The following is a 26,189-nucleotide window of genomic DNA, read 5'->3' on the forward strand; positions in this document are numbered from 1 at the left end:
TGCCGGTTCGTTAAGGAAAATGGTCGAATGAGGGTTTAGTTCCGGCAAGAGTTGCGGGAAACGGCCGCATATTGCCGCGGTTGGGCAGAAATAACCTGAAAAAATTGGCGGATGAGATACCGCTTTGTACAACCGAAGCAATTGATCCCACAGATCGGTTGCAGCGACCGCTCACTGAGTTCAGCGTCCGGCAACGGTCAGAACCACGCAGGCCGGCAAAGTCTCTGCCGGCCGCAATATCTCCCGTAAAGCGAGAAAAAGATCGAATACAATCAGATCTTGTAGACGGGATCGAAGACGCCCTTGACCGTCGGGCCGAGTTCGAGAAGTGCACCGGCTTGCGGCTGCATCGAGCGGGCGTCTTCGTCGAGACCCTCCCAGGCTGTGGTCACGGCGAGGCGATCACCATTCTGGCCGATGAAGGCCGGGCAGGAAGGCTGCATGGCGGGCACACGATAGCGCTCGATGCGCAAGCCGTCCGGGCTGTAGCGATCGACGAAACCGGAGCCCCAACGCGCGTTCCAAATATAGCCGTCGGCATCGCACACGGAGCCGTCGAGGCCGCCGGGATCCTCCATGCTGTCGACCATGACGATCGGTTCGCCGACCGGAAGCCCGGTCAAGGGGTCGACCAGCACCCGCATCAACTGGCTGAGGCGCGTATCGGTGAAATAGCCGATCGTGCCGTCGGGTGAAAAGCAGATGGAGTTCGGAATGCTGAGCTGGTCGAAGATCTTCGTCACCTTGCCGCCGGCGACGTGATAGATCGCGCCAGCCTGCAATTCCGCGCGCTTGCCCATTGTGCTGATCCACAACGAACCGGACATATGCGTTCGCCCGTCATTGGAACGGTTCTCCGGCTTGTCGGCCTCGATTGCGGCGTAAAAAGTCAATTCGCCGGATTTAATATCGCGCAGAAACAATCCCTCTTCCGTGGCGATCAATTGCCGTTCGGCGTCGACGCGGGCAAGCACGCTTGCCATCATCGGCAGGGCGTGAACCTCCTTCTTGCCCGTCGCCAAATGCAGTTCGTGCAACTCCTTGCCGAGAATATTGAACCACCAGACCGTATCCGTATCGGGATCGTAGGTCGGTCCTTCGCCCAGAGCCGATGCGGTGTTGCAGAGAATATTGCCCTGGAAATCATGAATGTCGGTCATATGTGTCAGGCTCCTACGGCAGCATCATAGGCGTAAATGGTCACCTTGGCACGTTCGGCAACCTCTGCGGTCGTCATTCCCGGCTTGTAGAGACTGGTGCCGAGACCGAAAGCCAGAATGCCGGCTTTGGTGTAATCGGCGAAATTCTTGTCCGAAACGCCGCCGACCGCCGCGATGACGAGCTCGGGTGGCAAGACGGCGCGAATGGCGGTGATGCCGGAGGCGCCGAGCACGCCGGCCGGGAAAAATTTAAGGCCCGTCGCACCGGCGCGCGCGGCGGAAAGAGCTTCCGTCGCAGTGAACACGCCGGGCATCGTTACCATGCCCTTGTCGCGGCCGCGGCTGATGACCGCTGGCTCGACATTCGGTGTCACCAGCAGCTTGCCGCCAGCGGCATCCAGCCGGTCGACATCCTCGACGGTCAACACCGTGCCGGCGCCGATCAGGCAGTCCGCGGGCGCCATTTTGGCGGCGATCTCGATCGAGCGGAAGGGCTCCGGCGAGTTCAGCGGGATTTCGATCGCCGCCAAGCCGGCATCGATCAATGCGCCGACAATGTCAGCGGTCTCTTCGGGCTTGATACCGCGGAGAATGGCGATGAGCGGGCGCTTCATGGCAGGGAAGGGAATGCGGGTCGTCATCAGCTTTTTCTTTCGTCATTCGGCCAAATCGCCTTTGCAGCGGCGGAGAGCCCGCGGCGGACGGCGGCATCGGCATCAACAGTCGTATAGGTGAGGGAAAGGATGCGGAATGCATCTTCGTAGAGCGCCTGCAGGCGTCCAGAGGCGACCAGAGTGATCGCAGCCCCTTGTCCCGCGGATGACAGCGCGCCGGCGAATTCGGCACCGATCAGCGTGCCGGAAATCAACGCTTGGGCTCCGGCCGCCGTTAAGCCATGCAGAAGTTGGCCGGCACGGGCGGCAAAGAGCAGGTTCGTAGCGAGGGCCGGCTTGTTGAAGGCAGCTTTGATCGCGGTTTCGAAGGCGGGGACGTCCGCGGGCATGTCGGCCGCGCCGGCAACGGCATGGGACAGGATGCTGTGCTTGGTGATGACGTCGAAGAGTTCGCCGGTCATGAAGGTCGAAAAGCCCGTGACCTGGCCGTCGACGACACGCACCCATTTCGAATGCGTACCGGGCATGCAGACGAGCTGTTCGCCTTTGGCATCGGTGGCGATCGCGCCGAGCAATTGCGTCTCCTCGCCGCGCATGACGTCTGGCGCGTCCTTGGCGCGCTGCGCAAGGCCCGGCAAAATACGAACGTCGCGCGATTGACCGGGCACGGAGACGGCGCCGGTAAGAATGGCAGAGAGCGACGTCGGCGTGTCGATATAGCCGGCTTCCACCCAACCCTGGCGCGCTCCGGCCATGCCGCAGACGATGACCGGAAGGTCTTCCGGCGCGGCAAGGGCATCGAGATGCGACTGCAGCACCTTGGCAAAGCCTGTCTGAGCCGCCGACGTCATGCCTTCGCCGCTGCGGCGCTCGCCGAGAATGCTATCATCTTCGCCGATCAGCCACAGCCGGAAACTGCTGGTGCCCCAATCGACCGCTATGTATGCGGGCCGTGCCATTTAACAATACCTCTGATTTTTCCATCGAAAATACTCTTGGTTTTTCACTAGAGAATACCTCCGTCGACAATGATGGTCTGCGCGGTGATGCTGCCCGAGCAGTTGGATGCAAGAAAAAGCGTCGGGCCGACCAGATCGGCGGCTTTTAGAATATGCTTGAGGCATTGGCGCTCGACCGTTTTGGCTATGCCTTCTTCCGTCAGCCAAAGCTCCATCTGCCGCTCGGTGACGACCATGCCTGGCAAAACGGCGTTGACGCGGATATTTTCCGGTCCGAAACGGCCGGCAAGGCTCTTGGTCAGGCCAATGACCCCTGCCTTTGCGGTTGCGTAGGCGGAAAGATGCGGCGGGTTCATCTTGAAGACGATCGACGAGAAATTGATGATCGCCCCGCCGCCGGCCGCGCGCATGCCCGGCGCTGCCGCCTGCGAGACGAAGAAAACCTGCTTGAGGTTGATCGCCTGGTTGTTGTCCCAATATTCCTCGGTGGTCGTGTCGATCTCGTGCCGATCGTCCCAGGCGGCATTGTTGACGAGGACGCGAATGGCGCCGAGATCGGATTCGACGGCAGCGACCGTGCTTTTGACGGCACCGACGTCGCGGAGATCGGCATGATAGAAGGAGACCGGATGCGCCGATTGCGGAGAAAGCCGGGCGACAAGTGCCTTGCTCGGCTCCTCGGCAATGTCGATGAAGGCGACCTTGGCACCCTGCTGGGCAAAACCTTCGACAAGTGCGGCACCGATGCCGGAGCCACCGCCGGTGATCAAAACAGTGCGATCCTTAAGATCGGGAAATTGTGCCTGTACTTCGGTCAAGTTCGTTTCCTCCCGGAATTGAAATGCCTTCTTGTTCCATTATTTGGAACGTGATTTGACTATATGGAATTATCCGATTACGCTTTCACCGTGTCAAGGACGTGAGGATATGTCAGCGGCGTGCGGAGGCAATCGTGAATTCGAGGCAGGGTGACGACATGAGGGAAATCCGCCGCGGCCGGGAAACCGGCACGCTCGGTAAGCTCATGACGCTCGTCGATCTCGTTGCGCTCTCCGATCGTCCAATGCGTTTCACCGACATTCTGTCTCTCTCCGACCAGCCGCGTGGCACACTGCATAGGCAATTGTCTCACCTCGTCGAAGAAGGGCTGCTGGAGATCGACCGCGACGGATGTTATCTGCCCGGCATCAGGCTCTTGAGCCTTGCCTCGCGCAGTTGGGCGCGCAATGAATTTCGCACCGTCGCCGAGCCGCATCTGCGGCTGCTGCAGGCGCAGACCGGCGAAACCGTGCACCTCGGCGTCTTGCGCGGCACCGAGGTCATCTATCTCGACAAAGTCGAAGGCCGGCAATCCGTACGTATGTATTCGCAGATCGGCAATGCTTCGCCGGCCTATTGCACGGGCGTCGGCAAGGCTGCATTGTCCGCCCTCGACGATACCAGCTTTGGAGCACGGGTCGCCGGACTCGAGTTTCACGCCTACACCGAGCACACCCATCGCAGCTTGGCAGATCTGCGGGCAGACATCGAGGCCATCAGAAGGCGCGGTTGCGCTTTTGACCGTGAAGAGCACGAGAGCGGCATATGCTGCGTCGCCGCACCAATTTACTCCGATGACAACGACATGCTGGCCGGCGTCTCGGTGACCGGCCCCGCCTACCGCGTTACGCCGGGAAAATTGGAGGAATGGGCGCCTTTGGTGAAAGCAGCGGCGGCCGCGATCATGCAGGATATGCACAGTCGGCTCGGTCCGAGGCGTTAAATTCGCCTGTTTTTCTCGGCTGTCATGTGAAATTCACCAATTTGGCCTTTCGCGTGCTGGACCTTCGCCAACTTACACGTTTATTCTGCGCGGCTCGTGGGGATCGCAGGTGAACTGCCGTTCTCCGTGGTACCTGCTGCCACACCCGGAGGAGGATGGCGGCCCGGTTATCCGGCGCCGCAGTAAATGGTGTCGCAGCAGGCGAAATTTTTAAAATTTATATTGATTAGGCGCCGGTTTGTCGGCGTTCATGTGATGACCCGGAGGCTTGGAGGCGGCTGTTTCGCGTTTGTGCCCCTCCCTTATGTAAAGAAGACTAATGATGGCAGCATTGGTGCAGGCGGGAAAGGCCCCTCGGGCCGAAGATTACATTCATGAAATTACCGGTCTGAAAACGCAGTTCGATGTTTTTCGTTTCATGAAGCGGCTGACTGAAGCCTATCGCTGCCGGGCTTTCATGGTGCTGAACCTGCCGCCGGTGACATCCTTCGAACTGCAGAGCAATTCGGTCATCAACAACTGGCCTGCCGAACTCCTGGCGACCTATGACCAGGAAGGGCTGATGACCAACAGCCCTGTGCTGCGGCGCCTGCGTGGTTCCACGCTGCCTTTCGTCCACGAGACGACGGCGCTCACCAATCGCGACGATGGGAAAGGCGAACTCATCGCTGCCCTGTTCGAACGCTTTCGCATGACACGCTGCGTCTATTTGCCGACCCATGACGCATCCGGCCTTCGAGGCGCGATATCGCTTGCCGGCGATCGCGAGTCCTTCACTCCCGAAGAGATCAAGGATCTCAGCTTTGTCGCGATCTATGTTTTCGACAGGCTCGCGGAAATCCGCAATATGGACATCCGCGTCGTCGACGCGCTGACTGACCGGGAGATCGATTGCCTGAACTGGACGGCCGCCGGCAAGACCAGTGCGGAAATCGCCGAGATCCTGACCCTCTCCGAACATACGGTCAATCATTACCTGAATCGGGCCACCAAGAAGCTGGACACGGTCAACCGCACCCAGGCAGTCGCAAAAGCGCTGCGCGTGGGACTGATAAAATAGGGCAGCATCCTAACGGACGGTTAGTAGGCGCGAGCGAAAACCGCCAATTTTCTGGGCGAATTTTGTGCGCTGCACATAAAATTTGCCGCCATTTCACGCAGTCAGTTTTTGGTTCGGCCCGGTCGATCTGGTAATCTATTGAAAATATGTGTCTTTTTTTATTTCGTAGAACTGGCACGCTTTCTGCATTTCAACCGTCAGAGGTCCAGAGGGGACTTTGATGACAGCGCCGACAAACGCGCGCGGATCCGGCAGGCGCCGCCGATACCATAGCCGTTGTTTTCCCAGCGGCAGGTATCTGCGGCGCCTGTTGCTTATTTGGCACGTCTTCAAGATCAACGGGGTTTAAGGAGCGATTTTTCGTGCGCTTGCCCTACTTCTTTCGAAGCTTTGCTTTATGTCCGCCGCTGACATTTCAGTCCCCAAGGGAGCGTTGCGGCTGGTAGGGCTATTAAGCCCGGCGGACCTGCCGGCCGCAACGGACTGAGTTCTGTGTCGATATTCCCTTAATTTCGTTTGGCGAAGTTCCCCCACTCCACTATCTAAGCCTCAAGAGATCTGGAGCGTTTGCTGCGTGGACGTCCACGCACGGCGATTCGGATGGAAATCGTGCAGTGAGGATAGAATGACGGACATCACCAAGGAACAGGTTCTGGAAACGTTGCGGACTGTTCGTGGTCCGGACCTGGAGCACAATATCGTTGAGCTCGGCATGGTCTCGGATGTCTTCATTTCCGATTCCAAGGTCTATTTCTCGATTACGGTTCCGGCGGAGCGCGCCAAGGAACTGGAGCCGATGCGACTTGCTGCCGAACGGGTGATCAAGGACTTGCCGGGCGTCAAAGGCGCCATGGTCGCCCTGACCGCAGACAAGAAGGCCAATGCCGCCGGCGCGCCTGCGCCGCGCCCGGCTCCTGCCCAGCCGCATGCCCATACCCATGCACCGCAACAGCCGCCGCGCGCTGGCAAGATCGGCGTGCCCGGCATCGGCGCAATCATCGCGGTTGCCTCCGGCAAGGGCGGCGTCGGCAAGTCGACCACAGCCGTCAACCTCGCGCTCGGCCTGCTCGCCAACGGCCTGCGGGTCGGGGTTCTGGATGCCGATATCTACGGGCCTTCCATGCCGCGCCTCCTGAAGATTTCCGGCCGGCCGACCCAGATTGACGGCCGCATCATCAACCCGATGCAGAATTACGGCCTCAAGGTCATGTCCATGGGCTTCCTCGTCGAAGAAGAGACGGCGATGATCTGGCGCGGGCCGATGGTGCAGTCGGCACTCCTGCAGATGCTGCGAGAAGTCGCCTGGGGCGAGCTCGACGTGCTGGTCGTCGACATGCCGCCAGGCACCGGCGATGCGCAGCTTACCATGGCGCAGCAGGTGCCGCTCGCCGGCGCCGTCATCGTTTCGACCCCCCAGGATCTGGCGCTGATCGACGCCCGAAAGGGCATCAACATGTTCCGGAAGGTGGAAGTACCCGTCCTCGGCATTGTCGAGAACATGAGCTATTTCATCGCTCCGGACACCGGTGCCCGTTACGATATTTTCGGTCACGGCGGTGCGCGGAAGGAAGCCGAGCGCATCGGCACATCCTTCCTCGGCGAAGTGCCGCTGACCATGGGTATCCGCGAGACCTCCGATGCCGGTACGCCACTGGTCGCTTCCGACCCCAATGGCGCCATCGCCGGTATCTATCGCGATATCGCGGCCAAAGTCTGGGCGCAGGTCAGCAACACGCCTCAGCGCGCAGCACCCTCCATCGTCTTCGAATAATTCACAAGCGCGTGCGCTGAACAGCGATCGGCCCGATTGCCTTGCCCGCGCCGTGTGCTATGACTTCGCACAATTGTGAATCTGCGGTGAAAGCGCGCATCGAAGGGGTTGTGACTTGATTCTTTGCGGGCTTTGCTGCATATGCGCCGCCGGCGTGAGTTTGGTCGGGCATATCCGATGACGGCCACCCGCCTAATGGTGAATTCGTCTCGCCTGAGCAATCGGCTTTGTCATGACGGACGAAGGATTGGTACAGCAGCGCAATGGAGCATGGACACGGATTCCCAGCCGGACCGGCGGGATACGCCCGGAGTTTTATGATTTTTTCTCAATGTCCATCGGCAGCATCGCGGCGAGAGCGCACAAAGCGCCATAGCGATAGCTTTGTCTCCGTCGTGCCGAGGACGATCCGTTGATCACGGCCTATTGCTCCGATTGCAAGCCGCTGGAATTGGCAGATCTGTCGACCATTGCCCAATTGCCGGACAACGCCATCTGGATCGATATGGTCGAGCCGTCGCGTGAAGAAGAGAAGAACATCGAGCGCCTGCTTGGGCTTGAAGTCCCGACGCGCGAAGATATGAAGGACATCGAGCCATCAAGCCGACTCTATGTCGAAGAGGGCTCGGTTTTCCTGACGGCATCACTGCTCTGGAAGGCCGATACCAGCCTGCCGATACTGACCGACGTCGCCTTCATCCTGACAGGTCATCGCCTGGTCACCATCCGCTATGCACGGCCGAAATCCTTTGCGCTGTTCATTGCGGCGCTGCAGCGCATACCGCGGGAACGGCGCACGGGTGTCGCGCTTCTGACGAAACTTTTGGAAACAATAGTCGACCGCACTGCCGAAGTCCTTGAACAGACGGTCTCGAGCATCGATATATTGTCGGTGCATGTGTTCGGCGACCGCGTGAAGAAAATCCGTCGCCCGTCGAACTATCTGGAAGAGAAGCTGAAAGACATTGCAGGCTATCACCGCACGGTCAGCAAGGTGCGAGACAGCCTGAGTTCACTGTCGCGAGTTTTGACCTTCCTCCAAGCTATTCCCGCCATGCAGCAGGACCGTGAGGCCAAGGAATTGTGCCGCAATGTCTCGCGGGATGTGCAATCTTTGTCCGAACATGCGTCCTTCGTCGCCGGTAACGTCACCTTCCTGCTGGATGCATCGCTCGGCCTGATCAATATCGAGCAGAACGCCATCATCAAGATTTTCTCGATCGCCTCCGTAGTCTTCCTGCCGCCGACGCTAGTTGCCTCTGTCTACGGCATGAACTTCGAGTTCATGCCGGAGTTGCATTTCGCCTATGGATACCCGGCATCGTTGCTTTTGATGGTGGTATCTGCCGTCGTTCCGTTTCTCTTTTTTCGCTGGAAAGGCTGGCTCTGAGAGTCTAGTGATCCTGAATGTCTGACGAAACCCATCATTCTCCCGACGGGAAAATGAATCCACGCAAACTCTTCTACCTCGCCTTGGGGTCGGTTGGCGTAGTCTACGGCGATATCGGTACGAGCCCGCTTTACGCCTTTCGCGAGGCGCTGAAACCGGTGGCCGCCGACGGCCTCACGCGCGGCGAAGTCATCAGCCTCGTTTCGCTGATGTTCTGGGCGCTCACCATCATCGTCACCATCAAATATGTCCTTTTTCTGCTGCGCGCGGACAACGACGGCGAAGGCGGCACACTGTCGCTTTTGGCGTTGCTGATGAAGACGGCGAACGGCCACACCGCCGTTCTGATGCTGTTGGGCCTACTGGGCGCCGCGCTCTTCCTGGGCGATGCGATGATCACCCCGGCGCTGTCCGTTCTCTCGGCCGTTGAAGGCCTGAAATTGGTGACGCCGTCGCTGACGGATTATATCGTGCCGATCTCGGTCGGGATCCTGGCGCTGCTCTTCGCCATCCAGTCGCATGGCACCGGCGCGGTCGCGCGCTTCTTCGGTCCGATCACGGCGCTGTGGTTCATCGTCATGGGCGTGGTCGGCATCATGCACATCTCGGATGATTTCGGCATCCTGGCGGCGTTGAACCCCTGGTACGCGATCACCTTCCTGATGAACGAAGGTTTTCTCGGCGTCGTCGTGCTTGGCGCGGTTTTCCTGACTGTCACCGGCGCGGAGGCACTTTACGCCGACCTGGGTCATTTCGGTCGCCGGCCGATCCAGTGGGCCTGGTTTGCCCTGGTATTTCCGTCGTTGACACTGAACTATCTGGGCCAGGGTGCCCTGGTGCTGCGCCAGCCGCTCGCCATGTCCGACCCGTTCTTCCTGATGTATCCGCATTGGGCGATCCTGCCGGTGGTTATTCTCGCGACGCTCGCGACCATCATCGCCAGCCAGGCTGTTATCACCGGTGCCTTCTCGCTGACGCGGCAGGCCATTCATCTCGGCTTCCTGCCGCGCATGGAAATCCTCTTCACCTCCGAGACCAATACCGGGCAGATTTTCCTGCCGTCCGTTAACACGGTGCTCTTCTTCGGCGTCATCTTCCTGGTATTGAGTTTCAAGACCTCGGATGCGCTGGCGACGGCCTATGGTATCTCGGTAACCGGTGCGATGGTCGTTACCTCGATCATGGCCTTCGAGTTCGTGCGTGTGCGCTGGAACTGGACGCTGCCGATGGCAGCCGGCGTGCTGGCACCGCTGCTGTTGCTGGAATTCGTCTTCCTGGGCGCCAACCTGCTGAAAATCCACGACGGCGGCTACGTTCCGGTTCTGATCGCGACCGCCTTCACGGTGATCATGTGGACTTGGCGCCGCGGTACGGCGATCCTTATGGAGAAGACCCGGCATACGGATATTCCGTTGTCGTCCTTCGTCAGCTCCATCGAGCGCAAGAGCGATCACTCTCCGGCGCATGTCCCGGGGACGGCGATCTTCCTCACCAGCGATCCGGAGTCGGCACCCGCGGCGCTTCTGCACAATCTGAAGCACAATCATGTCCTGCATGATAAAAACGTTATCCTGACGATCCGCACCATCAACAAGCCGCGCGTCCTGCAGGAGGACCGCTACTCGGTCGAAAAAGTCTCCGATCGCTTCTCGCGCGTCGAACTGCGCTTCGGCTTCATGGAATCGCAAAACGTCTCGCAAGCACTGGCGACTTTGCGCAAGACCGGTCTGAAGTTCGACATCATGTCGACCTCTTTCTATCTCGGCCGTCGCAAGCTGGTGCCCGACGCCAAGTCGGGCATGCCGCATTGGCAGGATCGGCTCTACATCGCGCTCGCCAACGCGGCGACCGATCCTTCCGACTACTTCCGCCTGCCGGCCAATCGCGTGGTGGAATTGGGATCGCACGTCATCATCTGACGCAGATCGAAATCAGCTTTTTGCATAAAAGGCCCGCCGGATCTCCGACGGGCCTTTTGGTTGCGCGGGGGACGGCGGCCAGAGTTAACCATCCATCAAGGTTAATGCGAGATTATTACGGCTCCTAGTCCAGAGTGCCGTTTGGAGTTCGGTATTGTCTCGCCCGCGTCGTATCCCTCGCAAGTTTGGTCTTTTGCCGAAAAACTGGACTTCGCCAGCCGTCTTCGGGTTTTGCGCATGGCTGATCTTCCCTTCGACAGTGGCCTACGCCGATCTTGCCGGTCTGCTGGCGGGCATCGACAGGGGGAGCAGCAACTGGCGCATGGTCATCACCAATTCGCCGGCAGGTTCGACGCACCAGGCCGAGCTTGCCTTTGGCGATGCATCGACCGCTGCGGCCATTGGCGATGGCGGTCTCGTCCTGCCCGACGGTCGGCGCGTTGCTTTCCTGTCGCAGGAAAAGGGCAGCGATCCCAGGCCGGACGAAGAGCGCATCAATCGCCAGGATAAGAAGGGCAGGGTGGTTGCCGTTGCGCCGATGCAGCCGCCCAAGGATTTCTCCGCCGGTTCCGTGCTGCAGCGCGACAGCCTATTGCTTCGGCCCGAGTTGGACACCAAAGACAAGACGGTTTTCCTGAAGCCGAAGATCGGCGGCAAGGAAATTCAGATCGCCACGGCCTTCTATAGAAAAGAGCCGCCAAAGCCGGACAATAGCGTGCCTTCCTACCTTGCAGGCCTGATCACAAATCGGGATGCCGATGTTCTCGCCGCCGCCTATGCGTCGCCGCCGCCTGATTATGCCCGCGTCTCGCCTTTCGATTCGATACTTGCCAAGGATCAGGACAATCAGGGCCGCTTCGTGCCGCAGATCGGTCCTGAGGATCACACCTGGGCCGCGAACGTCCTGCCGCCTTCCGTCTTTTCGTCGGATGAACAGCAATGTCTTGCCACCGGCATTTATTTCGAAGCACGCGGGGAATCGGTGAAGGGACAGGCGGCCGTCGCACAGGTCATCCTCAACCGCGTCCGCAATCCAGCTTACCCGAAAACCATCTGCGGCGTCGTCTATCAGAACGACGATTGGCATAATGCATGCCAGTTTTCCTTTGCGTGCGACAACGTCAAGGATCGGGTCAACTCGCCCGAACACTGGAAAATTGCACGCCAGGTCGCCATGGCCGTGACCGCCGGCAAGATCTGGCTGCCGGAAGTCGGTTCCGCCACGCATTATCACGCCGTCTACGTCAGACCGAAATGGGCGGCCGAAATGGTGAAGGTCGGCCGTATCGGCATGCACATCTTCTATCGTACCTATGGCGGCGGTTGGAGCTGACGGCCTGTTGCGCGGCGGGACTGGTTCGATTCCGCACGCGCCGGGTTAGCGATAAAAAGGCCACAGAAAAACCCGGCCTGAAGAGGATTCTTCGGCCCAGTTTTCAGCCGGCATCGCATATTCGGCGTAAGATCATGATTTAATTCGGCTAATTTATGGCTGGACAGATGACGTCTACGCCTTGACTATGCTTTTTCCTAAAACTATGTTGCGCGCGACTTCAAAACGGGCCGAAAAGGTGGCGAAACCTGCCGTTCGTTGACGCGTTGACCGGGGTAATGGGGTTGCGCGCAGCGAAAATGGAAGGACATCACCATGGTGGACGACCGCGACGAAGGTCTGGAAAAGCGACGGGAGCAATTGGGAGCCGAACTGGCGAGCAAGCGCTCTGCGTTGGGAGAGGATGAACAAGGGGAGGTTCGCGCCGAGGAGAGCCGCAAGGGCTATGCTGAGGCGATGAAGCTTTCCAGTGAGTTCATTGCTGCCATCATCGTTGGCGCTGTTCTGGGCTATATGTTCGACCGTTTTGTCGGCACGGCGCCGTGGGGCATGATTGTTTTTCTGCTTCTCGGATTTTGTGCCGGCGTTCTGAATGTTCTGCGCTCTGCAGGCAAGGTGGCGACACCGATGCTTGAAAAGCACGGGCTTGATAAGAAGTGAGGCGGAAGCGGCGCTGAGGCGCGGTTTCCTGGTGAGAGGCATCCGCTTGACGAGCGGGAAAATGAAAGAGAACAAGCGGTGGCAAACGGACCTACCCATCAGTTCCTGATCTTCAAGATTATCCCGATCGATATCGGCGGAATTGATTTTTCGTTCACCAACGCATCCCTGTTCATGGTTGCCTCTGCGGTGATCTCGGCCGGCTTCCTCTATTTTGCCACCGCGCCCCGCAGCGTCATTCCGAGCCGCGCCCAATCGGTTGCGGAAATGTCTTACGAGTTCATCGCCTCTATGTTGAAGGAAGGGGCGGGAACCAAGGGGATGAAATTCTTCCCGCTGGTCTTCTCGCTCTTCATGTTCGTGCTGACGGCGAATCTGCTCGGCATGGTTCCTTATTTCTTCACCGTCACTGCCCAGATCATCGTTACTTTCGCCTTGGCGCTTCTGGTCATCCTGACGGTCATCCTCTACGGCGCCATCAAGCATGGCTTTGGCTTTCTGAAGCTCTTCGTGCCGCAGGGCGTGCCAGGCATATTGTTGCCGCTGGTGGTGGGAATTGAGATCATCTCCTTCCTGTCCCGGCCGATTTCGCTCTCCGTTCGTCTTTTCGCCAACATGCTGGCAGGCCATATCACGCTCAAGGTGTTCGCAGGCTTCGTTGCCTCGCTCGGAACCCTTGGCGCGCTTGGCATCGGCGGCGCCATTCTTCCTCTGCTCATGACCGTCGCCCTGACTGGTCTCGAGCTCCTCGTCGCCTTCCTTCAGGCTTACGTCTTTGCGGTACTGACTTGCATGTACATCAATGACGCGATCCATCCGGGTGGCCACTAAGGATTTCCGACATTGACGTCTTCAGGACGTCAGTCATTTGCCGCAACAACCATTTCAAAGGAGTTCAACATGGAAGCGGAAGCAGCAAAGTTCATCGGCGCAGGTCTGGCTTGCTTTGGTATGGCCGGTACGGCTCTCGGCCTCGGCAACATCTTCGGCAGCTACCTGTCCGGCGCACTTCGCAATCCGTCTGCCGCTGACAGCCAGTTCGGCCGTCTGGTATTCGGCTTCGCCGTTACGGAAGCTCTGGGCATCTTCTCGCTGCTCATCGCTCTCCTCCTGCTCTTCGCCGTTTGATATCAACGGCATGATAGATCACGGTTCGCGGGACAGCGGGCCGTGATTCTTTGTATTTGCAGACCACCTGGAGGTGAGCATGTTTGTGACCCCGGCATATGCTGAAGAAGCACCGCCGGCAGCCGGCGCGGTGCATACGGAGACGGGTACGCCCGATCAGGGCCATCACGCAGGCGTATTCCCGCCGTTTGACCATACGACGTATCCGTCACAGCTCCTTTGGCTGGTGATCACCTTCGTCATCTTCTACGTGGCCATGCAGAAGATCGTCATTCCGCGTGTCGGCAGCATTCTGGAAAGCCGGCACGATCGTATCGCTCAGGATATCGACGAAGCCTCGCGTCTGAAGGCCGAAGCCGATGCTGCTGTCGCAACCTACGAAAGCGAATTGGCCGCAGCGCGCGCCAAGGCGAATTCGATCGGTGCCACCGCCCGCGATGCCGCCAAGGCAAAGGCTGAGGAAGATCGCAAGACGATCGAAGCAAGCCTTTCCGAGAAGCTGAAAGCCGCTGAGGTGCGTATCGCCGAGATCAAGGCGAAAGCCTTCGGCGATGTCGGCGCCATTGCCGAAGAAACGGCCGCTGCCGTTGTCGAGCAGCTAGTCGGCAACGTCGCCGGCCAGGCAGACGTCGTTTCGGCTGTTGCCGAAGCATCCGCCAAGCGGGAGGGTTGATCCATGGAATTCGGTCTCGACGAAACTTTCTTTGCGTTCGTCGCTCTCATCATCTTCCTCGGCCTGGTCGTCTATCTGAAGGTGCCGGGCATGATGGCCAAGTCGCTGGACGACCGCGCCGATCAGATCCGCAACGATCTAGCCGAAGCCAAGCGCCTGCGTGAAGAGGCTCAGCATCTCCTGGCCGAATATCAGCGCAAGCGGAAGGAAGCCGAAGCCGAAGCAGCCCACATCGTTGCGGCAGCCGAGCGGGAAGCGGAAATGCTGACGACGGAAGCCCGTAAGAAGACGGAGGAATTCGTCGCCAATCGTACTGCGCTTTCCGAGCAGAAGATCAAGCAGGCGGAAGCCGATGCGATGAAGGCGGTTCGCTCCGCCGCTGTCGATCTGGCTATCGCTGCCGCCGAATCCGTGCTCTCCAAAAAGGCCGACAGCCGCGTTCAATCCGAACTCTTCAGCAACGCCGTTGGCGAAGTGAAGACACGGCTGAACTGAGCGTGCAAGCAATCGATCTTTGAAAAGCCCGGTTTGTGCCGGGCTTTTTGCGTTTGAGGCGGTAACACTCTGGCGGCAAAGTTTGACGATGGCTTTGGATCCAAATTATATCCGGCCTTGCTTTAAGGAGGGAGAGGGTGATGCCGAGCGCGGACAGTGGCGAAGGCCCATTTCACCATGATGATTTGATCTATCGGCGCACTCGCCCTTGGACGGCGAGTGTTCACGCGCTGCTCTCTGCACTTCAATCACACGGCTTTGCGAATGCGCCATTGCCAGCTGGATATGATACGACGTGGGAAAGGGTGAGCTTTCTTCCGGGCGAGACCGGTGACTTGGATGAGAATGAGTCGATGAGGTCCGCGAAAGCCCTGCAGTCGGCGGCGCGCCTGCTGCGGCGCTATCATGACTGCACCGCGCTTTTTATGCGGCCGATGCTGGAAGACCAGATATGGCAATTGTCGCCGCGCCCGCCCTTCGAGGTGATCTGCCACGGCGATTTCGCGCCATATAATGTTGTTCTGAGCGGCGGCGAGGTCACTGGCATCATCGACTTCGAGGCAGCCCATCCCGGTTCTCGTTGCTGGGACCTCGCTTATGCCATCTATCGCTGGGCGCCTCTGTCTACCGGCATCGCGGTCGAAGATCTCTGCGGGCTCGATACACAAATTCTCCGCACCTGCATTTTTCTTGACGCTTATGGCCTGCCGGCAAAGCAGCGACGGACATTGCCGCACATGATCGTCGACCGTCTGAATGCCTTGGTCGCCTACATGGAAAGCGAGGCGGCCAATGGTGTGGAGAGATATCGCCGCAACATCGAAGAAGGCCACGATCAAATTTACCGGCGCGATGTCGCCTATATCAACGAACATCGGGAGCAGATTATAGCCGGCCTTTGAATGAAGAGGAGGCGGAAGGCGGCTGTCAGGCCTCTTCCCTTCGAAGGGGCCGGAAGCTCATGCGATGCAGCGAGCAGGGGCCGTGCTTCTCGATACCGGCGCGGTGCTCGGGCGTGCCATAGCCGACATGGGACGCAAAACCGTAAGCGGGGAAGACATCGCCGGCGCGAGCCATCATCCGGTCGCGCGTCACCTTGGCGACGATCGAAGCGGCGGCGATGGAAAAAGAGCGGGCATCGCCCTTGACCACGGCTTTTCCCGGACAAGCAAGACCGAAAGGCACGTCCAAGCCATCTGTCAGGACGTAACTTGCCGGAACGGCAAGGCTGCAGATGGCGCGGCGCATGGCGTCAAGGCTTGCCTTGCGAATATCGGTGATGTCGATGCGGGCCGCACTCGAGGACGCAATGGAAACGGTGGCGGTTGCAAGTATTTCGACAAACAGCGCTTCGCGTCTCAGGACCGAAAGCTGCTTGGAATCGTTCAATCCCTCGGGAATACGCTCCGGATCGAGAATGACCGCGGCAGCGACCACAGGGCCTGCCAAAGGCCCGCGTCCGGCTTCGTCGGCACCGGCAACAGGCCAGTGTCCGGCGCGGCGGGCAATCAGCTCCAGCTCGAAAGTCGGAACGATCGGGTCCTCGTCGAAAAGCATAGGAGAATCGGATGGTGTGCTGCGTGGCATGCGGCAAGCTCGCACACCACCCGATCTCCTGCAAGCCCCCAGCGGATCAAGGCGGCGAACCTGGGGGCTCTTCCGGCGGGCAGGGAAACCCGCGGGAAAGGATCAGAGCAATTCCAGGAAAAGTGCGTGAGCCGCTTTCCGTCTGGAATTGCGAAAAAACAAAAAGAGAGAGCGGTTCTAAGATTCCGTGAAAAGCTGAACCGCTCAGAGCAGTGAAAGCTGCACGCCGCTGCCATCCGGCGGCACAAACAGGTCGTCGCGCAGCGCGATACTGCGGCGGGTGAGCCCCAGCCGCTTGGTCGCCATTTCAAAACGGCGGCCGATCTGCCAGGCGTAAGGGCCTGCACCCTTCATCCGTTTGCCGAACTCGGCATCATAGTCCTTGCCGCCACGCATCGAGCGGATCAGCGACATGACATGGCGGTAGCGATCCGGATAGTTCTGCAGCAGCCAGTCGCGGAAGAGCGGGCTGACCTCGAGCGGAAGGCGCAGCATGACATAGCTCGCTTCCATGGCGCCGGCGGCCTTGCCAGCATCGAGGATTCGCTCGATTTCATGATCGTTGAGCGCCGGAATGATCGGCGCCACCATGACAGCCGTTTGGATGCCCGCCTCGTTGAGCGCCCGGATTGCCTCTAGCCGCCGCGGTGGCGTCGCCGCGCGCGGTTCCATGGTGCGTGCCAGCTTGCGGTCGAGCGTTGTCACCGAAATGCCGACACGAACCAAGTTCTTGGCGGCCATCTCTTTGAGAATGTCGATATCGCGCATGATCAGCGCCGACTTGGTGACGATCGCAACCGGATGGTTCGCCTTGTTCAATACTTCGAGAATCTGACGCATGATTCGCCATTCTCTCTCGATCGGCTGATAGGGATCGGTATTGGTGCCGATGGCGATGACGCGCGGCTTGTAGCCCGGCTTTGCCAGTTCCCGTTCCAGAAGCCGCGCCGCGTCGGGCTTGGCGAAGAGTTTCGATTCGAAATCGAGCCCCGCCGACAATCCCATATAGGCATGCGTCGGCCGCGCGAAGCAATAGATGCAGCCATGCTCGCAGCCGCGATAGGGATTGATGGAGCGATCGAAGGAGATATCGGGAGAATCGTTGCGCGTGATTGCCGTGCGTGGCTTCTCCACCTGCACTTCGGTTTTGAAGGGCGGCAGCTCTTCCAACGTTTGCCAGCCGTCATCGAATGTCTCACGCTTCAGTGGCTCGAACCGGCCGCTCGGGTTCAGCCCGGCACCGCGACCTCGCCTGCGGTCGATCTCGACTCTGAGACCGGTGTCGGCGATCAAAGCATTGGCAACATCTGCCGTATTGGCAGGCGCAAATGCGGCCTGCCCTGCAAGGGACTGCTCGTTCATCGGTAACTCCAGGGCGGTTCATGGCATCGCACGCCGCGTCTAAGATGATTAAATTCCTATCCGACAAACGAGAACAATGCAAGAACAAAATGCGGACTATCCACCGCCGGACGGTACGTCCACTTGGACGCGGCGGTATTTCTGAACCCCGCCAAGCTTTCTTCCAAACCCGCCAGTTCCAAGGTTTATGCGCTGGCAATAAATTGTGCGCCGCTCTATAGATGGGCAATGTTGACGGTAATCATTGAATGTCAGGACCAAGAATCGGAACTGGCGCAGACATTGGCGGTCTTGGTGGCGGGCGCGATCGAAGGGCTCGTGTGCGACGTCGTCGTGCTCGATCATGGCTCGCGCGATGGCAGCTCGCATGTCGCCGATGCTGCCGGCTGCCGTTTCTATTCGCAATGGGATATCAGGGAGATATTGCAGTCGGCGCGCGGTGAATGGCTGCTTTTCGTCGAGCCCGGCGCCCGCCCGCAAGCGGGCTGGATCGATGAGATCGCCGAATATGTTTCGCTCAACAAAGTGCCGGCGCGCTTCACCGCGTCGCGCGGCTATCGCCGGCCTTTGCTGCAGCGCATCAGCCGTAGCCTGCCACCTCTGGAACTAGGCTTGCTCCTCTCCAAACGACAGGCCATCGCCGCCGCCAAAACGGGCATGCGGCTTGCCGAGTTCGCCAAAGGCCGGAAAAGCCGTCAACTGTCGAGCGAACTGATTCCCTCCTGGGTCGCGCGCGCGGCGCGGTAGTATGGCTTTGTGATCGATCCAGAATCCAATTGAAAATAAGGGAATTGCTGTCATAATTTTCATATGGCGGCACGTCTCGCGTGTCGCGTTCGGGCGGCCGACCATGAAGATGCCGGTATGCGGCAGAGCAGGTCAGCGGAACTCTCTCCTCTTCTGCCGGATTTCCGGCGAAAGGAGGTGCGTCATGGGACGCACAATGCTCTGCCGCCTCATCGGAACGGCCCTAGTGGCAATGGCAATTCTTCATCCGAACTCAGCAGCTTCGCAGGCAATGCTCGCATGCGCTCAGCGCGCCGATATCGTCGCTTTCCTGGGTGCGCGCTATTCCGAAAAGCTCTCGGCCGTCGGCCAGCTTGATCCGAAGACGATCATCGAAGTCTTCGCCGCCGAAAGCGGCAGTTGGACAATGATGATTACCAACGTTTCCGGCCGGAGCTGCGTGATCCTCACGGGTCAGAAATGGGAATCAATTCCTGCCTTGCCCGGATCGAAGGCATAGGATTGGAGAAGCCCATATTGCCCGGCAAAGCGCCGGCTTATTTTGAGCCGGCACCGCGCTTCAGATGTTCGTCGAGCCGCGGCATGATCTCCACGAAATTGCAGGGCATATGCCGGTAGTCAAGTTGCGCCTTCAAAATGCCGTCCCAGGCATCCTTGCAGGCACCCGGCGAGCCCGGCAGCACAAAGATGAAAGTGGCGTTGGCGACGCCGCCGGTTGCCCGTGACTGGATCGTCGCCGTGCCTATCTTGTCGTAGGAGATACGATGGAACACCTCGGAAAAACCATCCATCCTCTTCTCGAACAAGGGCTCCAGCGCTTCGGGGGTGACATCGCGGCCGGTAAAGCCGGTGCCGCCGGTGGTGATGACGACGTCGATCGTGTCGTCGCGCGTCCAGGCTTCCACCTGGCTTCGGATACGCTCCTTGTCGTCGGGAACGATGGCACGGTCAGCCAGCCGGTGGCCGGCTTCCGCGATGCGGGCAACCAGCGTGTCGCCGGACTTGTCGTCGGCGAGCGTGCGCGTGTCGGAAACGGTCAGCACCGCGATGCCGACAGGGATGAAGGACCTTGCTTCGCTTGAACCGGCCATCACGCGTCTCCCTTGATCGTTTCCGTCGCCTGGAAATACCAGTCCGGCCTCAAGCTGTGAAGCGCTGCCGCCGCTGCCGTCGCCTGCTCGAGATGATCGAATAGGCCGAAGCAGGTGGCGCCGGAGCCGGACATGCGCGTGGCGAGCGCACCTTGGCTTTCGATCAATTGCGAGAGCGTGGCGATCTCGTTGCAGAGCGCCCGCGCCGGCGGCTCCAGATCATTGCGCAACCTCTCAATGGTACCAATCCATTGCATGCGGTTGTTTGTTGCCTGCAAGGGGAGTGCGAACGGCGGATTGTCCTTCCGGGTTAGCATGCGAAACACCTCCGGCGTCGAAACGCTAACGAGGGGATTGCCGAGCACCATGGCAAAAGACGGAAAGTCCGGCAACAACTCGATCGCCTCCCCGATGCCGCGTGCGATCAGCGGCCGGCTCACGAGGCACATCGGCACATCCGCTCCGAGCCTCAGCGCAATTGCCGTCGCCGTGTCGGCGGGCAGGGGGAAGCCCCAAAGCCGCGTCAGCCCACGGAGAGTCGCCGCGGCGTCTGCGGAGCCGCCGCCGATACCGGAGGCGACGGGCAGGTTCTTTTCAAGATGGATGTGGACCGGCGGCGCTTCGAAACCCGCGTCATGAGCCGCTTGTCGCAGCAGATCGCGCGCCCTCAGCACTAGATTGCCGCCCGCACTCGCCTCGGCAAGAAGGGGAGAGAAGCGTCCGGAAAGGCTGAATTCGTCATGCGCGCTTGCACGAAAACCAAGGCGGTCGCCATGCCGGGCAAAAGTAACGAGCATGTCGAGCAGATGGTACCCGTCGGCCCGTTGGCCCGTCACATGCAGGGCCAAGTTGATCTTGGCTGGCGCTTCCTCCGAGAGGTCGAAATCGTCAGCCGCTAAGATCACGGTCATTGAAAGTCTAGGACTTCTTATCGGCCGGCGGCGGCGTTGTCGTGTTGGGCGATGGAGTGACCGCCGGAGCCGGATCAGGCTGTTTGGTTTTGTCGACCGTCCTTGGGTCATTGTCGAGCGCCGGCAGACCGTTGGCGATCTTTTCCTTGATCTTCGGAATATCCGCGTCCTCGGGCTTGGAAGCCAGCGCGCGGTTCCACTGGTAAACCGCCTCCAGCTTGCGGTTGACGCGCCAATAGGCATCGCCCAGGTGGTCGTTGATCGTCGGATCGCCGGCCTTCAACTGTGCGGCACGCTCCAACTCGTTCACCGCATCGTCGAAGCGGTTGAGTCGGAAATAGGCCCAGCCGAGCGAATCGACGATGTAGCCATCATCCGGCTTCAGATCGACGGCCTTCTTGATCATGTTCAGACCCTGGTCGAGGTTCAGGTTCATATCGACCCAGGAATAGCCGAGATAGTTCAGGACCTGCGGCTGGTCGGGGTTCAGCTCCAAGGCCTTCTTGAAATTCGGCTCGGCCTTGTCCCACTTCTTCAGCCGCTCATAGGCGATGCCGCGCTGGAAGAATACGGCCCAGTCGCCGCGGTTCGGTACGGCGCCGATAACCTCAGCGGCCTTGTCGTAATTGTCCGCCATGCCCTGAAAGTCCTTGGCGTCCGAAAGAACGCTGCCATAGGCGAGATAGCTGCGGATATCGTTGGGATCGGAATCGATCAGCGCCTTCAAATGCTTGCGCGCATCGTCGACCTTGCCGGACTGGGCGAGCGCAAGGCCGAGCTGCAGCTCGGAGATGCGGGCCATCGGCGAGGTATTGGGCACTTTCTTGTAGAAGGCGATGGCGCGGTCCATCTGCTCCTGCTTTTCCGCAAGCCCCCCAAGCAGAACCAGCGTGTCGGCGCTCTTGGGATCGAGCGTGTTGGCGATCTGCAGATAAAGCGAGACGACATCTTCGGCGCCGTCACGGTTGAGCGCCGCGCCGACGGTAAAGAGCACCGAGGCTGCTCCCTGCGTGCTGTCGGTCACCTGCTGTTCCGGCGTTGCGCCCTTGCTGATGCTGTCGCGCAACGCATTCAGCGGCGCGTAATTGTTGATCAGATTGTCGCCGACCGAAACGGCATCCAACGCCTTCTGCTTGTCGCCGGCCTTGGATTCAAGCTCCGCGAGCGCCATGACCGCGCGCATGAATGTGTCGGGAGCCGTTGCGCCGCCCGCCTTGTCGAGAATGGCATCGTTCAGGTGCGAGCGGGCGGACTTCGTATCCCCGATGGTAATGGCGATGGCGCCGGCATGGTAATTCTTGAAGATGTTGAACCAGTCAGGGCCCTTCATCCTGTCGATCATGGCGATCGCTTCCTTGCCATGATTGGAGCCGGCGCGGGCCCAAGCAAGCAGAAGACCGGCCATCATTCGGTCCAGATCGTTCGGACCGTCATATTTGAGAATTTCCTGCGCGGCCTTGTAGTCATGCCGGCGGATGGCGTCCATGCCACGCACGATCGTGGTGACGCGTTCGACCGAGGGATCGTTCTTCAGCTCGTTGGCGTATTTCACGCCCTCGTCGAGATTGCCGTTGAGCAACAACGAGATCATCAGCCGCTGACGGATCTCCGGGTTGCCGGGTTCGATCATCAGCGCCTTTTTATAAAGCGAAATTGCGGTTTCATAATCATGGTCGACGTCGGCCGTACGGGCAGCAAGGAAGGCGCCTGCGAAGGTGTCGACGTTTTCCGCATCGAATGTCACCGGGGTGCTCGCCTCCGGCGCTGCCGGGGCATCCACGGCGCGCGCGCTGTTCAGCGCTGCCATCGAAAGGATCGCCGCCAGGGCTGCGCCCGAGAGGAAACGAATGGCAAGTCTCTGCCGCATTAGTAAGCCTTTCATCAAGGGATTTGCCGGTAAGAGCGCCGGCGGCACAAAGCGTTCGTGTCAATTGATTCACAACAGGATGGCTTTTTTGAAGCGCTCCTGCAAGAAATTCGGGCGGCTGTGATCAGTTCACACGTTCGATGCAGAAATCGATCACTTCCATGAGCGCGGATTTCCACGGCGTTTCCGGTAGCGGCGCCAGTGCGTCGCGGGCGATGGTGCCGTAGTGAACGGCACGAGCGATGGTGTCTGTCAGCGCACCATATTTGGTAATCAGACCTAACGCCTTTTCCAGGTTCTCGTCGCTATTGTTGCCGGTCTCGATGGCGTCGCGCCAGAAAGCCCGCTCCTTCTCGGTGCCGCGGCGATAGGCGAGAATGACGGGGAGGGTGATCTTGCCCTCGCGGAAATCGTCACCGACATTCTTGCCGAGATCGGCAGCCTTGCCGCCGTAATCCAGCGCATCGTCCACGAGTTGGAAGGCGAGGCCGAGATTGGTGCCGTAGGACTTCAGCGCATTGCGCTCGGCCTTGCCGGCATTGGCGACGATCGGGCCGACTTCGGCGGCGGCGGCAAATAGTGCCGCGGTCTTGGCGCGGATGACGGAGAGATAATCATCTTCGGTAGTCTCCATATTCTTGGAGACGGAAAGCTGCAGCACCTCGCCTTCGGCGATGACGCAAGCTGCAGACGACAGCACATCGAGCGCATCCAGCGAACCGACTTCGACCATCATCCGGAAAGCCTGACCGAGCAGGAAGTCGCCGACCAGCACGCTTGCCTGGTTGCCCCAGATCATGCGGGCCGTGGACTTACCACGGCGCAGATCGCTTTCGTCCACCACGTCATCGTGCAACAATGTCGCCGTGTGCAGGAATTCAACCGAGGTCGCGAGCTTGATGTGATTGTCGCCCTGATAGCCGTAGAGTGCGGCGGAAGCGATGGTCAGCATCGGCCGCAGGCGCTTGCCCCCGGAGGAGATCAAATGCTCGGCAACTTCCGGGATCATCTGCACATCGGAGCCGGCTTTCGACAGGATGAGCTGGTTGACGCGTTCCATATCCGCCTTGGTCAGGTCCACCAATGGCTTGATGGAGGCCAGTTTATTCTTGCTTTCTTCAAGCGGTATCACGACGCCCAACGATCCGGACTCCTGTTCATTTTCTGCAAAGCACAATAAGAAGGGGCGAAAGAGGCGGCAAGAGGCGATTTGTCTCGTCTCGCAAATTTGACAGGAAACCCAAGGCTTATGCACGAGCTGATACGCACCAATGACCCCGTTTTACTCTCCTTCGCCGAGAGCCTGATGAAGGATGCGGGGATTCATTGCTTCGTCGCGGATCAGGCTATGAGCATTCTTGAGGGCTCGCTTGGTATGCTGCCGCGTCGCTTCATGGTCGAGGACGAGCGTGCCGATCAGGCCCGGCGCATTCTCATCGATGCCGGTCTTGGCGATGAGCTGCGCCCGGCGCGCGGCTGAGCTCCGCCATGGCCGACAATCCTTCCGAAACCATCGACGCCTTCCATCGTGGCGCATTCCATATCGTCCAGCCGAAGGGCAGGGGACATCGCTCCGGCATGGACGCCATGTTGCTCGCGGCCCTGGTCGCCGATGGCCGAAAGATCAGGGTGGCCGACCTCGGCGCGGGCGCGGGTGCCGCCGGCATGGCAGTGGCCTCGCGGCTGGAACAGGCGGAAGTGGTGCTGTTCGAGCGCTCGCCGGAAATGGCCGAGTTCGCCCGCAAGAGCCTGGAGCTTTCTGAAAATGCCCGCTTCGCCAGCCGTGTCGCTATTGTCGAGGCCGATGTGACCCTGACCGCGAAGGCCCGCAACGATGCCGGTCTGATCGATGACAGTTTCCATCATGTCATCATGAACCCGCCCTTCAACGATGCCAGCGACAGGCTGACGCCGGATGCATTGAAAGCGCAGGCGCATGCCATGACCGACGGTCTGTTCGAAAGCTGGGTGCGGACCGCGGGCGCCATCATGATCCCCGGCGGTCAGTTGTCGTTGATTGCGCGGCCGCAATCGATTGCAGAGATCATCGCCGCCTGCGGCCGCCGTTTCGGCGGTATCGAAATCACGTCCATTCATCCGCGGGAGGGCGAAAATGCCGTCCGCATCCTGGTGACTGCCATCAAGGGCTCAAGGGCGCGGCTGGCGCTGCGGGCGCCGCTGATCATGCATGGCGAGGGCACGCACAAATTCTCCGACTTCGTCGACGACCTCAACAATGGCCGCGCCGCCTATTCCCGAAAGTAGCGCACCATTCCGAAAGCATGACGCGGTTTTCGACAAGATCATCCGAATTCAGGGTGTGCCTTGGATCGCATCGAAGATGAGCTTTACATTCAGAAGGGCGATGGCAAAGGCGATGATATAGGCGACGGTGCTTAACCAGCGCGGTGCGACGAGATCGCCCATCTTGGTCTTGTCGGCGGTGAACATGACCAGCGGGAAGACAGCGAAGGAAAGTTGCAGGCTGAGCACGACCTGGGTCAGGATCAGCAGATCCGCCGTACCGGAATCACCGTACCATATGGTAACGATTCCGGCCGGGGTAATCGCCAGTCCACGCGTCACTATGCGGCGCAGCCAAGGTTTCACCTTGAGCCGCAGAAACCCTTCCATCACGATCTGCCCGGCAAGCGTTGCCGTCACCGTGGAGTTGAGGCCGCAACAGAGAAGCGCGATCCCGAACAGCGTCGGCGCGATCGCCAGGCCGAGAAGCGGCGCCAGCAGCGATTCCGCCTGGGCGAGTTCCACGACATCGGTGTGGCCATGCGCGTGAAACGCCGCGCCGGCGAGAATGAGGATGGAAGCGTTGATGAGCAGAGCGAAGGTCAGCGCCACGGTCGAATCGATCGTGGCATAGGTCAGCGCCTCTTCCTTTTCCGAAAGCGTATTGCCGAAGGCGCGTGTCTGCACAATGCCGGAATGCAGATAGAGATTGTGCGGCATGACCGTCGCGCCGAGGATGCCGAGCGCGAGGTAGAGCATGTTCGGATCCCTGACGATCTCGGTCGTCGGGAAAAAGCCCTTGATGACCTCGCCCCAATTGGGATCGGCAAGGAAGACCTGGACGCCGAAACAGAAGGCGATGACACCGAGCAGGGTGATGATCAGCGCCTCTACCCAGCGAAAGCCCAGCCGCTGCAGGAAAAGAATGAGAAACACGTCGAAGGCGGTGACCAGGACGCCGAGTTCGAGCGGAATACCGAAAACGAGATTCAAGCCGATGGCAGTGCCGACGACTTCCGCGATATCCGTCGCGATGATGGCGATCTCCGCCATCGCCCACAGCGGCACGGAGACGAAACCCGGAAAGGCGTCCCGGCAGGCCTGAGCCAGATCGCGGCCGGTGGCGATCGCAAGACGCGCGCAAAGCGCCTGCAGCACCACGGCCATGAGGTTGGACAACAATGCGACGGTCAGCAGCGCATAGCCGAATTTCGATCCGCCCGCGAGCGAGGTCGCCCAGTTGCCCGGGTCCATATAGCCGACCGCGACGAGATAGCCCGGACCTGCGAAGGCGGCGACGCGACGCAGCACCGAACCGCCCTTGGCGGTTTCGACCGAGCGGTACACATCGGAAAGAGTGGCCTCTTCTCGGTCATGGCGCCAGCCGGCGTCGGACTTGGGTTTCATAAGATCCATGGGGCTTCCGCAGGCTTCGATACCGCGAGAGGTTAGCGGT

27 protein-coding genes are annotated in these 26,189 nt (G+C 59.7%); 16 read left to right on the forward strand and 11 right to left on the reverse strand.

Annotated elements, in window-relative coordinates; genetic code table 11:
- Positions 1-272: 272 nt before the first annotated feature.
- The 4 genes from K290_RS0103355 to K290_RS0103370 are packed head-to-tail and all read right to left on the reverse strand — an operon-like array spanning position 273 to position 3,551.
- Positions 273-1,160, reverse strand: a complete 888-nt coding sequence (locus K290_RS0103355) for an SMP-30/gluconolactonase/LRE family protein (protein WP_028750559.1) — start codon at positions 1,158-1,160, stop codon at positions 273-275.
- A 5-nt stretch (positions 1,161-1,165) separates the two neighbouring features.
- On the reverse strand, positions 1,166-1,801 hold the full coding sequence (locus K290_RS0103360; RefSeq protein ID WP_028750560.1) for a 2-dehydro-3-deoxy-6-phosphogalactonate aldolase: 636 nt from the start codon (positions 1,799-1,801) through the stop codon (positions 1,166-1,168).
- Positions 1,801-2,733: a 2-dehydro-3-deoxygalactonokinase gene (locus tag K290_RS0103365; RefSeq protein ID WP_028750561.1), complete on the reverse strand. Its 933-nt coding sequence runs from the start codon at positions 2,731-2,733 to the stop codon at positions 1,801-1,803. The genes K290_RS0103360 and K290_RS0103365 overlap by 1 nt, the downstream gene beginning before the upstream one ends.
- A gap of 47 nt (positions 2,734-2,780) precedes the next feature.
- Positions 2,781-3,551 (reverse strand): SDR family NAD(P)-dependent oxidoreductase, encoded by a 771-nt coding sequence (locus tag K290_RS0103370; protein WP_028750562.1) that lies wholly within the window; start codon positions 3,549-3,551, stop codon positions 2,781-2,783.
- A 158-nt stretch (positions 3,552-3,709) separates the two neighbouring features.
- Here K290_RS0103370 and K290_RS0103375 point away from each other — a divergent pair, with 158 nt between their 5' ends.
- The 12 genes from K290_RS0103375 (at position 3,710) to K290_RS0103430 (ending at position 15,826) form a co-directional block, all read left to right on the forward strand.
- Complete coding sequence (locus K290_RS0103375) at positions 3,710-4,495, forward strand: IclR family transcriptional regulator (protein WP_028750563.1); 786 nt, start codon at positions 3,710-3,712, stop codon at positions 4,493-4,495.
- 319 nt (positions 4,496-4,814) lie between these two features.
- The gene (locus K290_RS0103380; RefSeq protein ID WP_028750564.1) at positions 4,815-5,555 is read left to right on the forward strand and encodes a helix-turn-helix transcriptional regulator; all 741 of its coding nucleotides are present in this window, start codon (positions 4,815-4,817) and stop codon (positions 5,553-5,555) included.
- Positions 5,556-6,180: 625 nt separating this feature from the next.
- Positions 6,181-7,326, forward strand: a complete 1,146-nt coding sequence (gene apbC, locus K290_RS0103385) for an iron-sulfur cluster carrier protein ApbC (RefSeq protein WP_028750565.1) — start codon at positions 6,181-6,183, stop codon at positions 7,324-7,326.
- A 412-nt stretch (positions 7,327-7,738) separates the two neighbouring features.
- Entirely contained in the window at positions 7,739-8,716 is a 978-nt protein-coding gene (corA, locus tag K290_RS0103390; RefSeq protein WP_028750566.1) for a magnesium/cobalt transporter CorA, read from the forward strand.
- A gap of 17 nt (positions 8,717-8,733) precedes the next feature.
- Positions 8,734-10,635, forward strand: coding sequence for a potassium transporter Kup (locus K290_RS0103395; RefSeq protein WP_028750567.1), 1,902 nt, complete (start codon positions 8,734-8,736; stop codon positions 10,633-10,635).
- Positions 10,636-10,789: 154 nt separating this feature from the next.
- Positions 10,790-11,968, forward strand: coding sequence for a cell wall hydrolase (locus K290_RS0103400; protein ID WP_037134863.1), 1,179 nt, complete (start codon positions 10,790-10,792; stop codon positions 11,966-11,968).
- A gap of 315 nt (positions 11,969-12,283) precedes the next feature.
- Complete coding sequence (locus K290_RS0103405) at positions 12,284-12,628, forward strand: AtpZ/AtpI family protein (protein ID WP_028750569.1); 345 nt, start codon at positions 12,284-12,286, stop codon at positions 12,626-12,628.
- Between the two features lie 78 nt (positions 12,629-12,706).
- Complete coding sequence (locus K290_RS0103410) at positions 12,707-13,459, forward strand: F0F1 ATP synthase subunit A (protein ID WP_028750570.1); 753 nt, start codon at positions 12,707-12,709, stop codon at positions 13,457-13,459.
- A 69-nt stretch (positions 13,460-13,528) separates the two neighbouring features.
- Positions 13,529-13,756 carry a F0F1 ATP synthase subunit C gene (locus K290_RS0103415; protein ID WP_028750571.1) on the forward strand — a complete coding sequence of 76 codons (228 nt, stop codon included), beginning with the start codon at positions 13,529-13,531 and terminating at the stop codon, positions 13,754-13,756.
- Between the two features lie 79 nt (positions 13,757-13,835).
- Complete coding sequence (locus K290_RS0103420) at positions 13,836-14,429, forward strand: F0F1 ATP synthase subunit B (protein WP_028750572.1); 594 nt, start codon at positions 13,836-13,838, stop codon at positions 14,427-14,429.
- A gap of 3 nt (positions 14,430-14,432) precedes the next feature.
- Positions 14,433-14,924: a F0F1 ATP synthase subunit B gene (locus K290_RS0103425; protein WP_028750573.1), complete on the forward strand. Its 492-nt coding sequence runs from the start codon at positions 14,433-14,435 to the stop codon at positions 14,922-14,924.
- A gap of 353 nt (positions 14,925-15,277) precedes the next feature.
- Positions 15,278-15,826, forward strand: coding sequence for a phosphotransferase (locus tag K290_RS0103430; protein WP_245276457.1), 549 nt, complete (start codon positions 15,278-15,280; stop codon positions 15,824-15,826).
- A gap of 25 nt (positions 15,827-15,851) precedes the next feature.
- On the opposite strand, the gene K290_RS0103435 is transcribed toward K290_RS0103430, so the two are convergent.
- Positions 15,852-16,511, reverse strand: coding sequence for a ribonuclease HII (locus K290_RS0103435; protein ID WP_028750575.1), 660 nt, complete (start codon positions 16,509-16,511; stop codon positions 15,852-15,854).
- Positions 16,512-16,715: 204 nt separating this feature from the next.
- Positions 16,716-17,873, reverse strand: a complete 1,158-nt coding sequence (locus K290_RS0103440; protein WP_028750576.1) for a PA0069 family radical SAM protein — start codon at positions 17,871-17,873, stop codon at positions 16,716-16,718.
- Positions 17,874-18,101: 228 nt separating this feature from the next.
- Here K290_RS0103440 and K290_RS0103445 point away from each other — a divergent pair, with 228 nt between their 5' ends.
- The gene (locus tag K290_RS0103445; RefSeq protein ID WP_028750577.1) at positions 18,102-18,620 is read left to right on the forward strand and encodes a glycosyltransferase family protein; all 519 of its coding nucleotides are present in this window, start codon (positions 18,102-18,104) and stop codon (positions 18,618-18,620) included.
- A gap of 184 nt (positions 18,621-18,804) precedes the next feature.
- On the forward strand, positions 18,805-19,119 hold the full coding sequence (locus K290_RS0103450) for a hypothetical protein (protein WP_028750578.1): 315 nt from the start codon (positions 18,805-18,807) through the stop codon (positions 19,117-19,119).
- Positions 19,120-19,156: 37 nt separating this feature from the next.
- On the opposite strand, the gene moaB is transcribed toward K290_RS0103450, so the two are convergent.
- The 4 genes from moaB to K290_RS0103470 all read right to left on the reverse strand — a co-directional run bounded on the left by moaB (position 19,157) and on the right by K290_RS0103470 (position 23,630).
- The gene (moaB, locus tag K290_RS0103455) at positions 19,157-19,711 is read right to left on the reverse strand and encodes a molybdenum cofactor biosynthesis protein B (RefSeq protein ID WP_028750579.1); all 555 of its coding nucleotides are present in this window, start codon (positions 19,709-19,711) and stop codon (positions 19,157-19,159) included.
- The gene (locus K290_RS0103460) at positions 19,711-20,622 is read right to left on the reverse strand and encodes a 4-(cytidine 5'-diphospho)-2-C-methyl-D-erythritol kinase (RefSeq protein ID WP_028750580.1); all 912 of its coding nucleotides are present in this window, start codon (positions 20,620-20,622) and stop codon (positions 19,711-19,713) included. The genes moaB and K290_RS0103460 overlap by 1 nt, the downstream gene beginning before the upstream one ends.
- Before the next feature lie 7 nt (positions 20,623-20,629).
- Entirely contained in the window at positions 20,630-22,489 is a 1,860-nt protein-coding gene (locus tag K290_RS0103465; protein WP_028750581.1) for a tetratricopeptide repeat protein, read from the reverse strand.
- 124 nt (positions 22,490-22,613) lie between these two features.
- Entirely contained in the window at positions 22,614-23,630 is a 1,017-nt protein-coding gene (locus K290_RS0103470) for a polyprenyl synthetase family protein (protein ID WP_028750582.1), read from the reverse strand.
- Between the two features lie 108 nt (positions 23,631-23,738).
- On the opposite strand from K290_RS0103470, the gene K290_RS0103475 reads away from it, so the two are divergent.
- Both K290_RS0103475 and K290_RS0103480 read left to right on the forward strand, forming a co-directional pair.
- Positions 23,739-23,969: a putative signal transducing protein gene (locus tag K290_RS0103475; protein ID WP_028750583.1), complete on the forward strand. Its 231-nt coding sequence runs from the start codon at positions 23,739-23,741 to the stop codon at positions 23,967-23,969.
- A gap of 8 nt (positions 23,970-23,977) precedes the next feature.
- Positions 23,978-24,754, forward strand: a complete 777-nt coding sequence (locus tag K290_RS0103480) for a tRNA1(Val) (adenine(37)-N6)-methyltransferase (RefSeq protein WP_028750584.1) — start codon at positions 23,978-23,980, stop codon at positions 24,752-24,754.
- 48 nt (positions 24,755-24,802) lie between these two features.
- On the opposite strand, the gene K290_RS0103485 is transcribed toward K290_RS0103480, so the two are convergent.
- Positions 24,803-26,149 (reverse strand): Nramp family divalent metal transporter, encoded by a 1,347-nt coding sequence (locus K290_RS0103485; protein ID WP_028750585.1) that lies wholly within the window; start codon positions 26,147-26,149, stop codon positions 24,803-24,805.
- Positions 26,150-26,189: the final 40 nt, after the last annotated feature.

The sequence above is a fragment of the Rhizobium leucaenae USDA 9039 genome (genome assembly GCF_000426285.1).
GTDB lineage: Bacteria > Pseudomonadota > Alphaproteobacteria > Rhizobiales > Rhizobiaceae > Rhizobium > Rhizobium leucaenae.

Excerpts from the sequence above, each read along its gene's own strand:
- K290_RS0103355 (WP_028750559.1), bottom strand. The coding sequence starts at position 1,160 with ATGACCGACATTCATGATTTCCAGGGCAATATTCTCTGCAACACCGCA.
- K290_RS0103360 (WP_028750560.1), bottom strand. The coding sequence starts at position 1,801 with ATGACGACCCGCATTCCCTTCCCTGCCATGAAGCGCCCGCTCATCGCC.
- K290_RS0103365 (WP_028750561.1), bottom strand. The coding sequence starts at position 2,733 with ATGGCACGGCCCGCATACATAGCGGTCGATTGGGGCACCAGCAGTTTC.
- K290_RS0103375 (WP_028750563.1), top strand. The coding sequence starts at position 3,710 with ATGAGGGAAATCCGCCGCGGCCGGGAAACCGGCACGCTCGGTAAGCTC.
- K290_RS0103380 (WP_028750564.1), top strand. The coding sequence starts at position 4,815 with ATGATGGCAGCATTGGTGCAGGCGGGAAAGGCCCCTCGGGCCGAAGAT.
- apbC (WP_028750565.1), top strand. The coding sequence starts at position 6,181 with ATGACGGACATCACCAAGGAACAGGTTCTGGAAACGTTGCGGACTGTT.
- K290_RS0103395 (WP_028750567.1), top strand. The coding sequence starts at position 8,734 with ATGTCTGACGAAACCCATCATTCTCCCGACGGGAAAATGAATCCACGC.
- K290_RS0103405 (WP_028750569.1), top strand. The coding sequence starts at position 12,284 with ATGGTGGACGACCGCGACGAAGGTCTGGAAAAGCGACGGGAGCAATTG.
- K290_RS0103415 (WP_028750571.1), top strand. The coding sequence starts at position 13,529 with ATGGAAGCGGAAGCAGCAAAGTTCATCGGCGCAGGTCTGGCTTGCTTT.
- K290_RS0103420 (WP_028750572.1), top strand. The coding sequence starts at position 13,836 with ATGTTTGTGACCCCGGCATATGCTGAAGAAGCACCGCCGGCAGCCGGC.
- K290_RS0103425 (WP_028750573.1), top strand. The coding sequence starts at position 14,433 with ATGGAATTCGGTCTCGACGAAACTTTCTTTGCGTTCGTCGCTCTCATC.
- K290_RS0103430 (WP_245276457.1), top strand. The coding sequence starts at position 15,278 with ATGAGGTCCGCGAAAGCCCTGCAGTCGGCGGCGCGCCTGCTGCGGCGC.
- K290_RS0103435 (WP_028750575.1), bottom strand. The coding sequence starts at position 16,511 with ATGCCACGCAGCACACCATCCGATTCTCCTATGCTTTTCGACGAGGAC.
- K290_RS0103440 (WP_028750576.1), bottom strand. The coding sequence starts at position 17,873 with ATGAACGAGCAGTCCCTTGCAGGGCAGGCCGCATTTGCGCCTGCCAAT.
- K290_RS0103445 (WP_028750577.1), top strand. The coding sequence starts at position 18,102 with ATGTTGACGGTAATCATTGAATGTCAGGACCAAGAATCGGAACTGGCG.
- K290_RS0103450 (WP_028750578.1), top strand. The coding sequence starts at position 18,805 with ATGGGACGCACAATGCTCTGCCGCCTCATCGGAACGGCCCTAGTGGCA.
- moaB (WP_028750579.1), bottom strand. The coding sequence starts at position 19,711 with ATGGCCGGTTCAAGCGAAGCAAGGTCCTTCATCCCTGTCGGCATCGCG.
- K290_RS0103460 (WP_028750580.1), bottom strand. The coding sequence starts at position 20,622 with ATGACCGTGATCTTAGCGGCTGACGATTTCGACCTCTCGGAGGAAGCG.
- K290_RS0103465 (WP_028750581.1), bottom strand. The coding sequence starts at position 22,489 with ATGCGGCAGAGACTTGCCATTCGTTTCCTCTCGGGCGCAGCCCTGGCG.
- K290_RS0103475 (WP_028750583.1), top strand. The coding sequence starts at position 23,739 with ATGCACGAGCTGATACGCACCAATGACCCCGTTTTACTCTCCTTCGCC.
- K290_RS0103480 (WP_028750584.1), top strand. The coding sequence starts at position 23,978 with ATGGCCGACAATCCTTCCGAAACCATCGACGCCTTCCATCGTGGCGCA.
- K290_RS0103485 (WP_028750585.1), bottom strand. The coding sequence starts at position 26,149 with ATGGATCTTATGAAACCCAAGTCCGACGCCGGCTGGCGCCATGACCGA.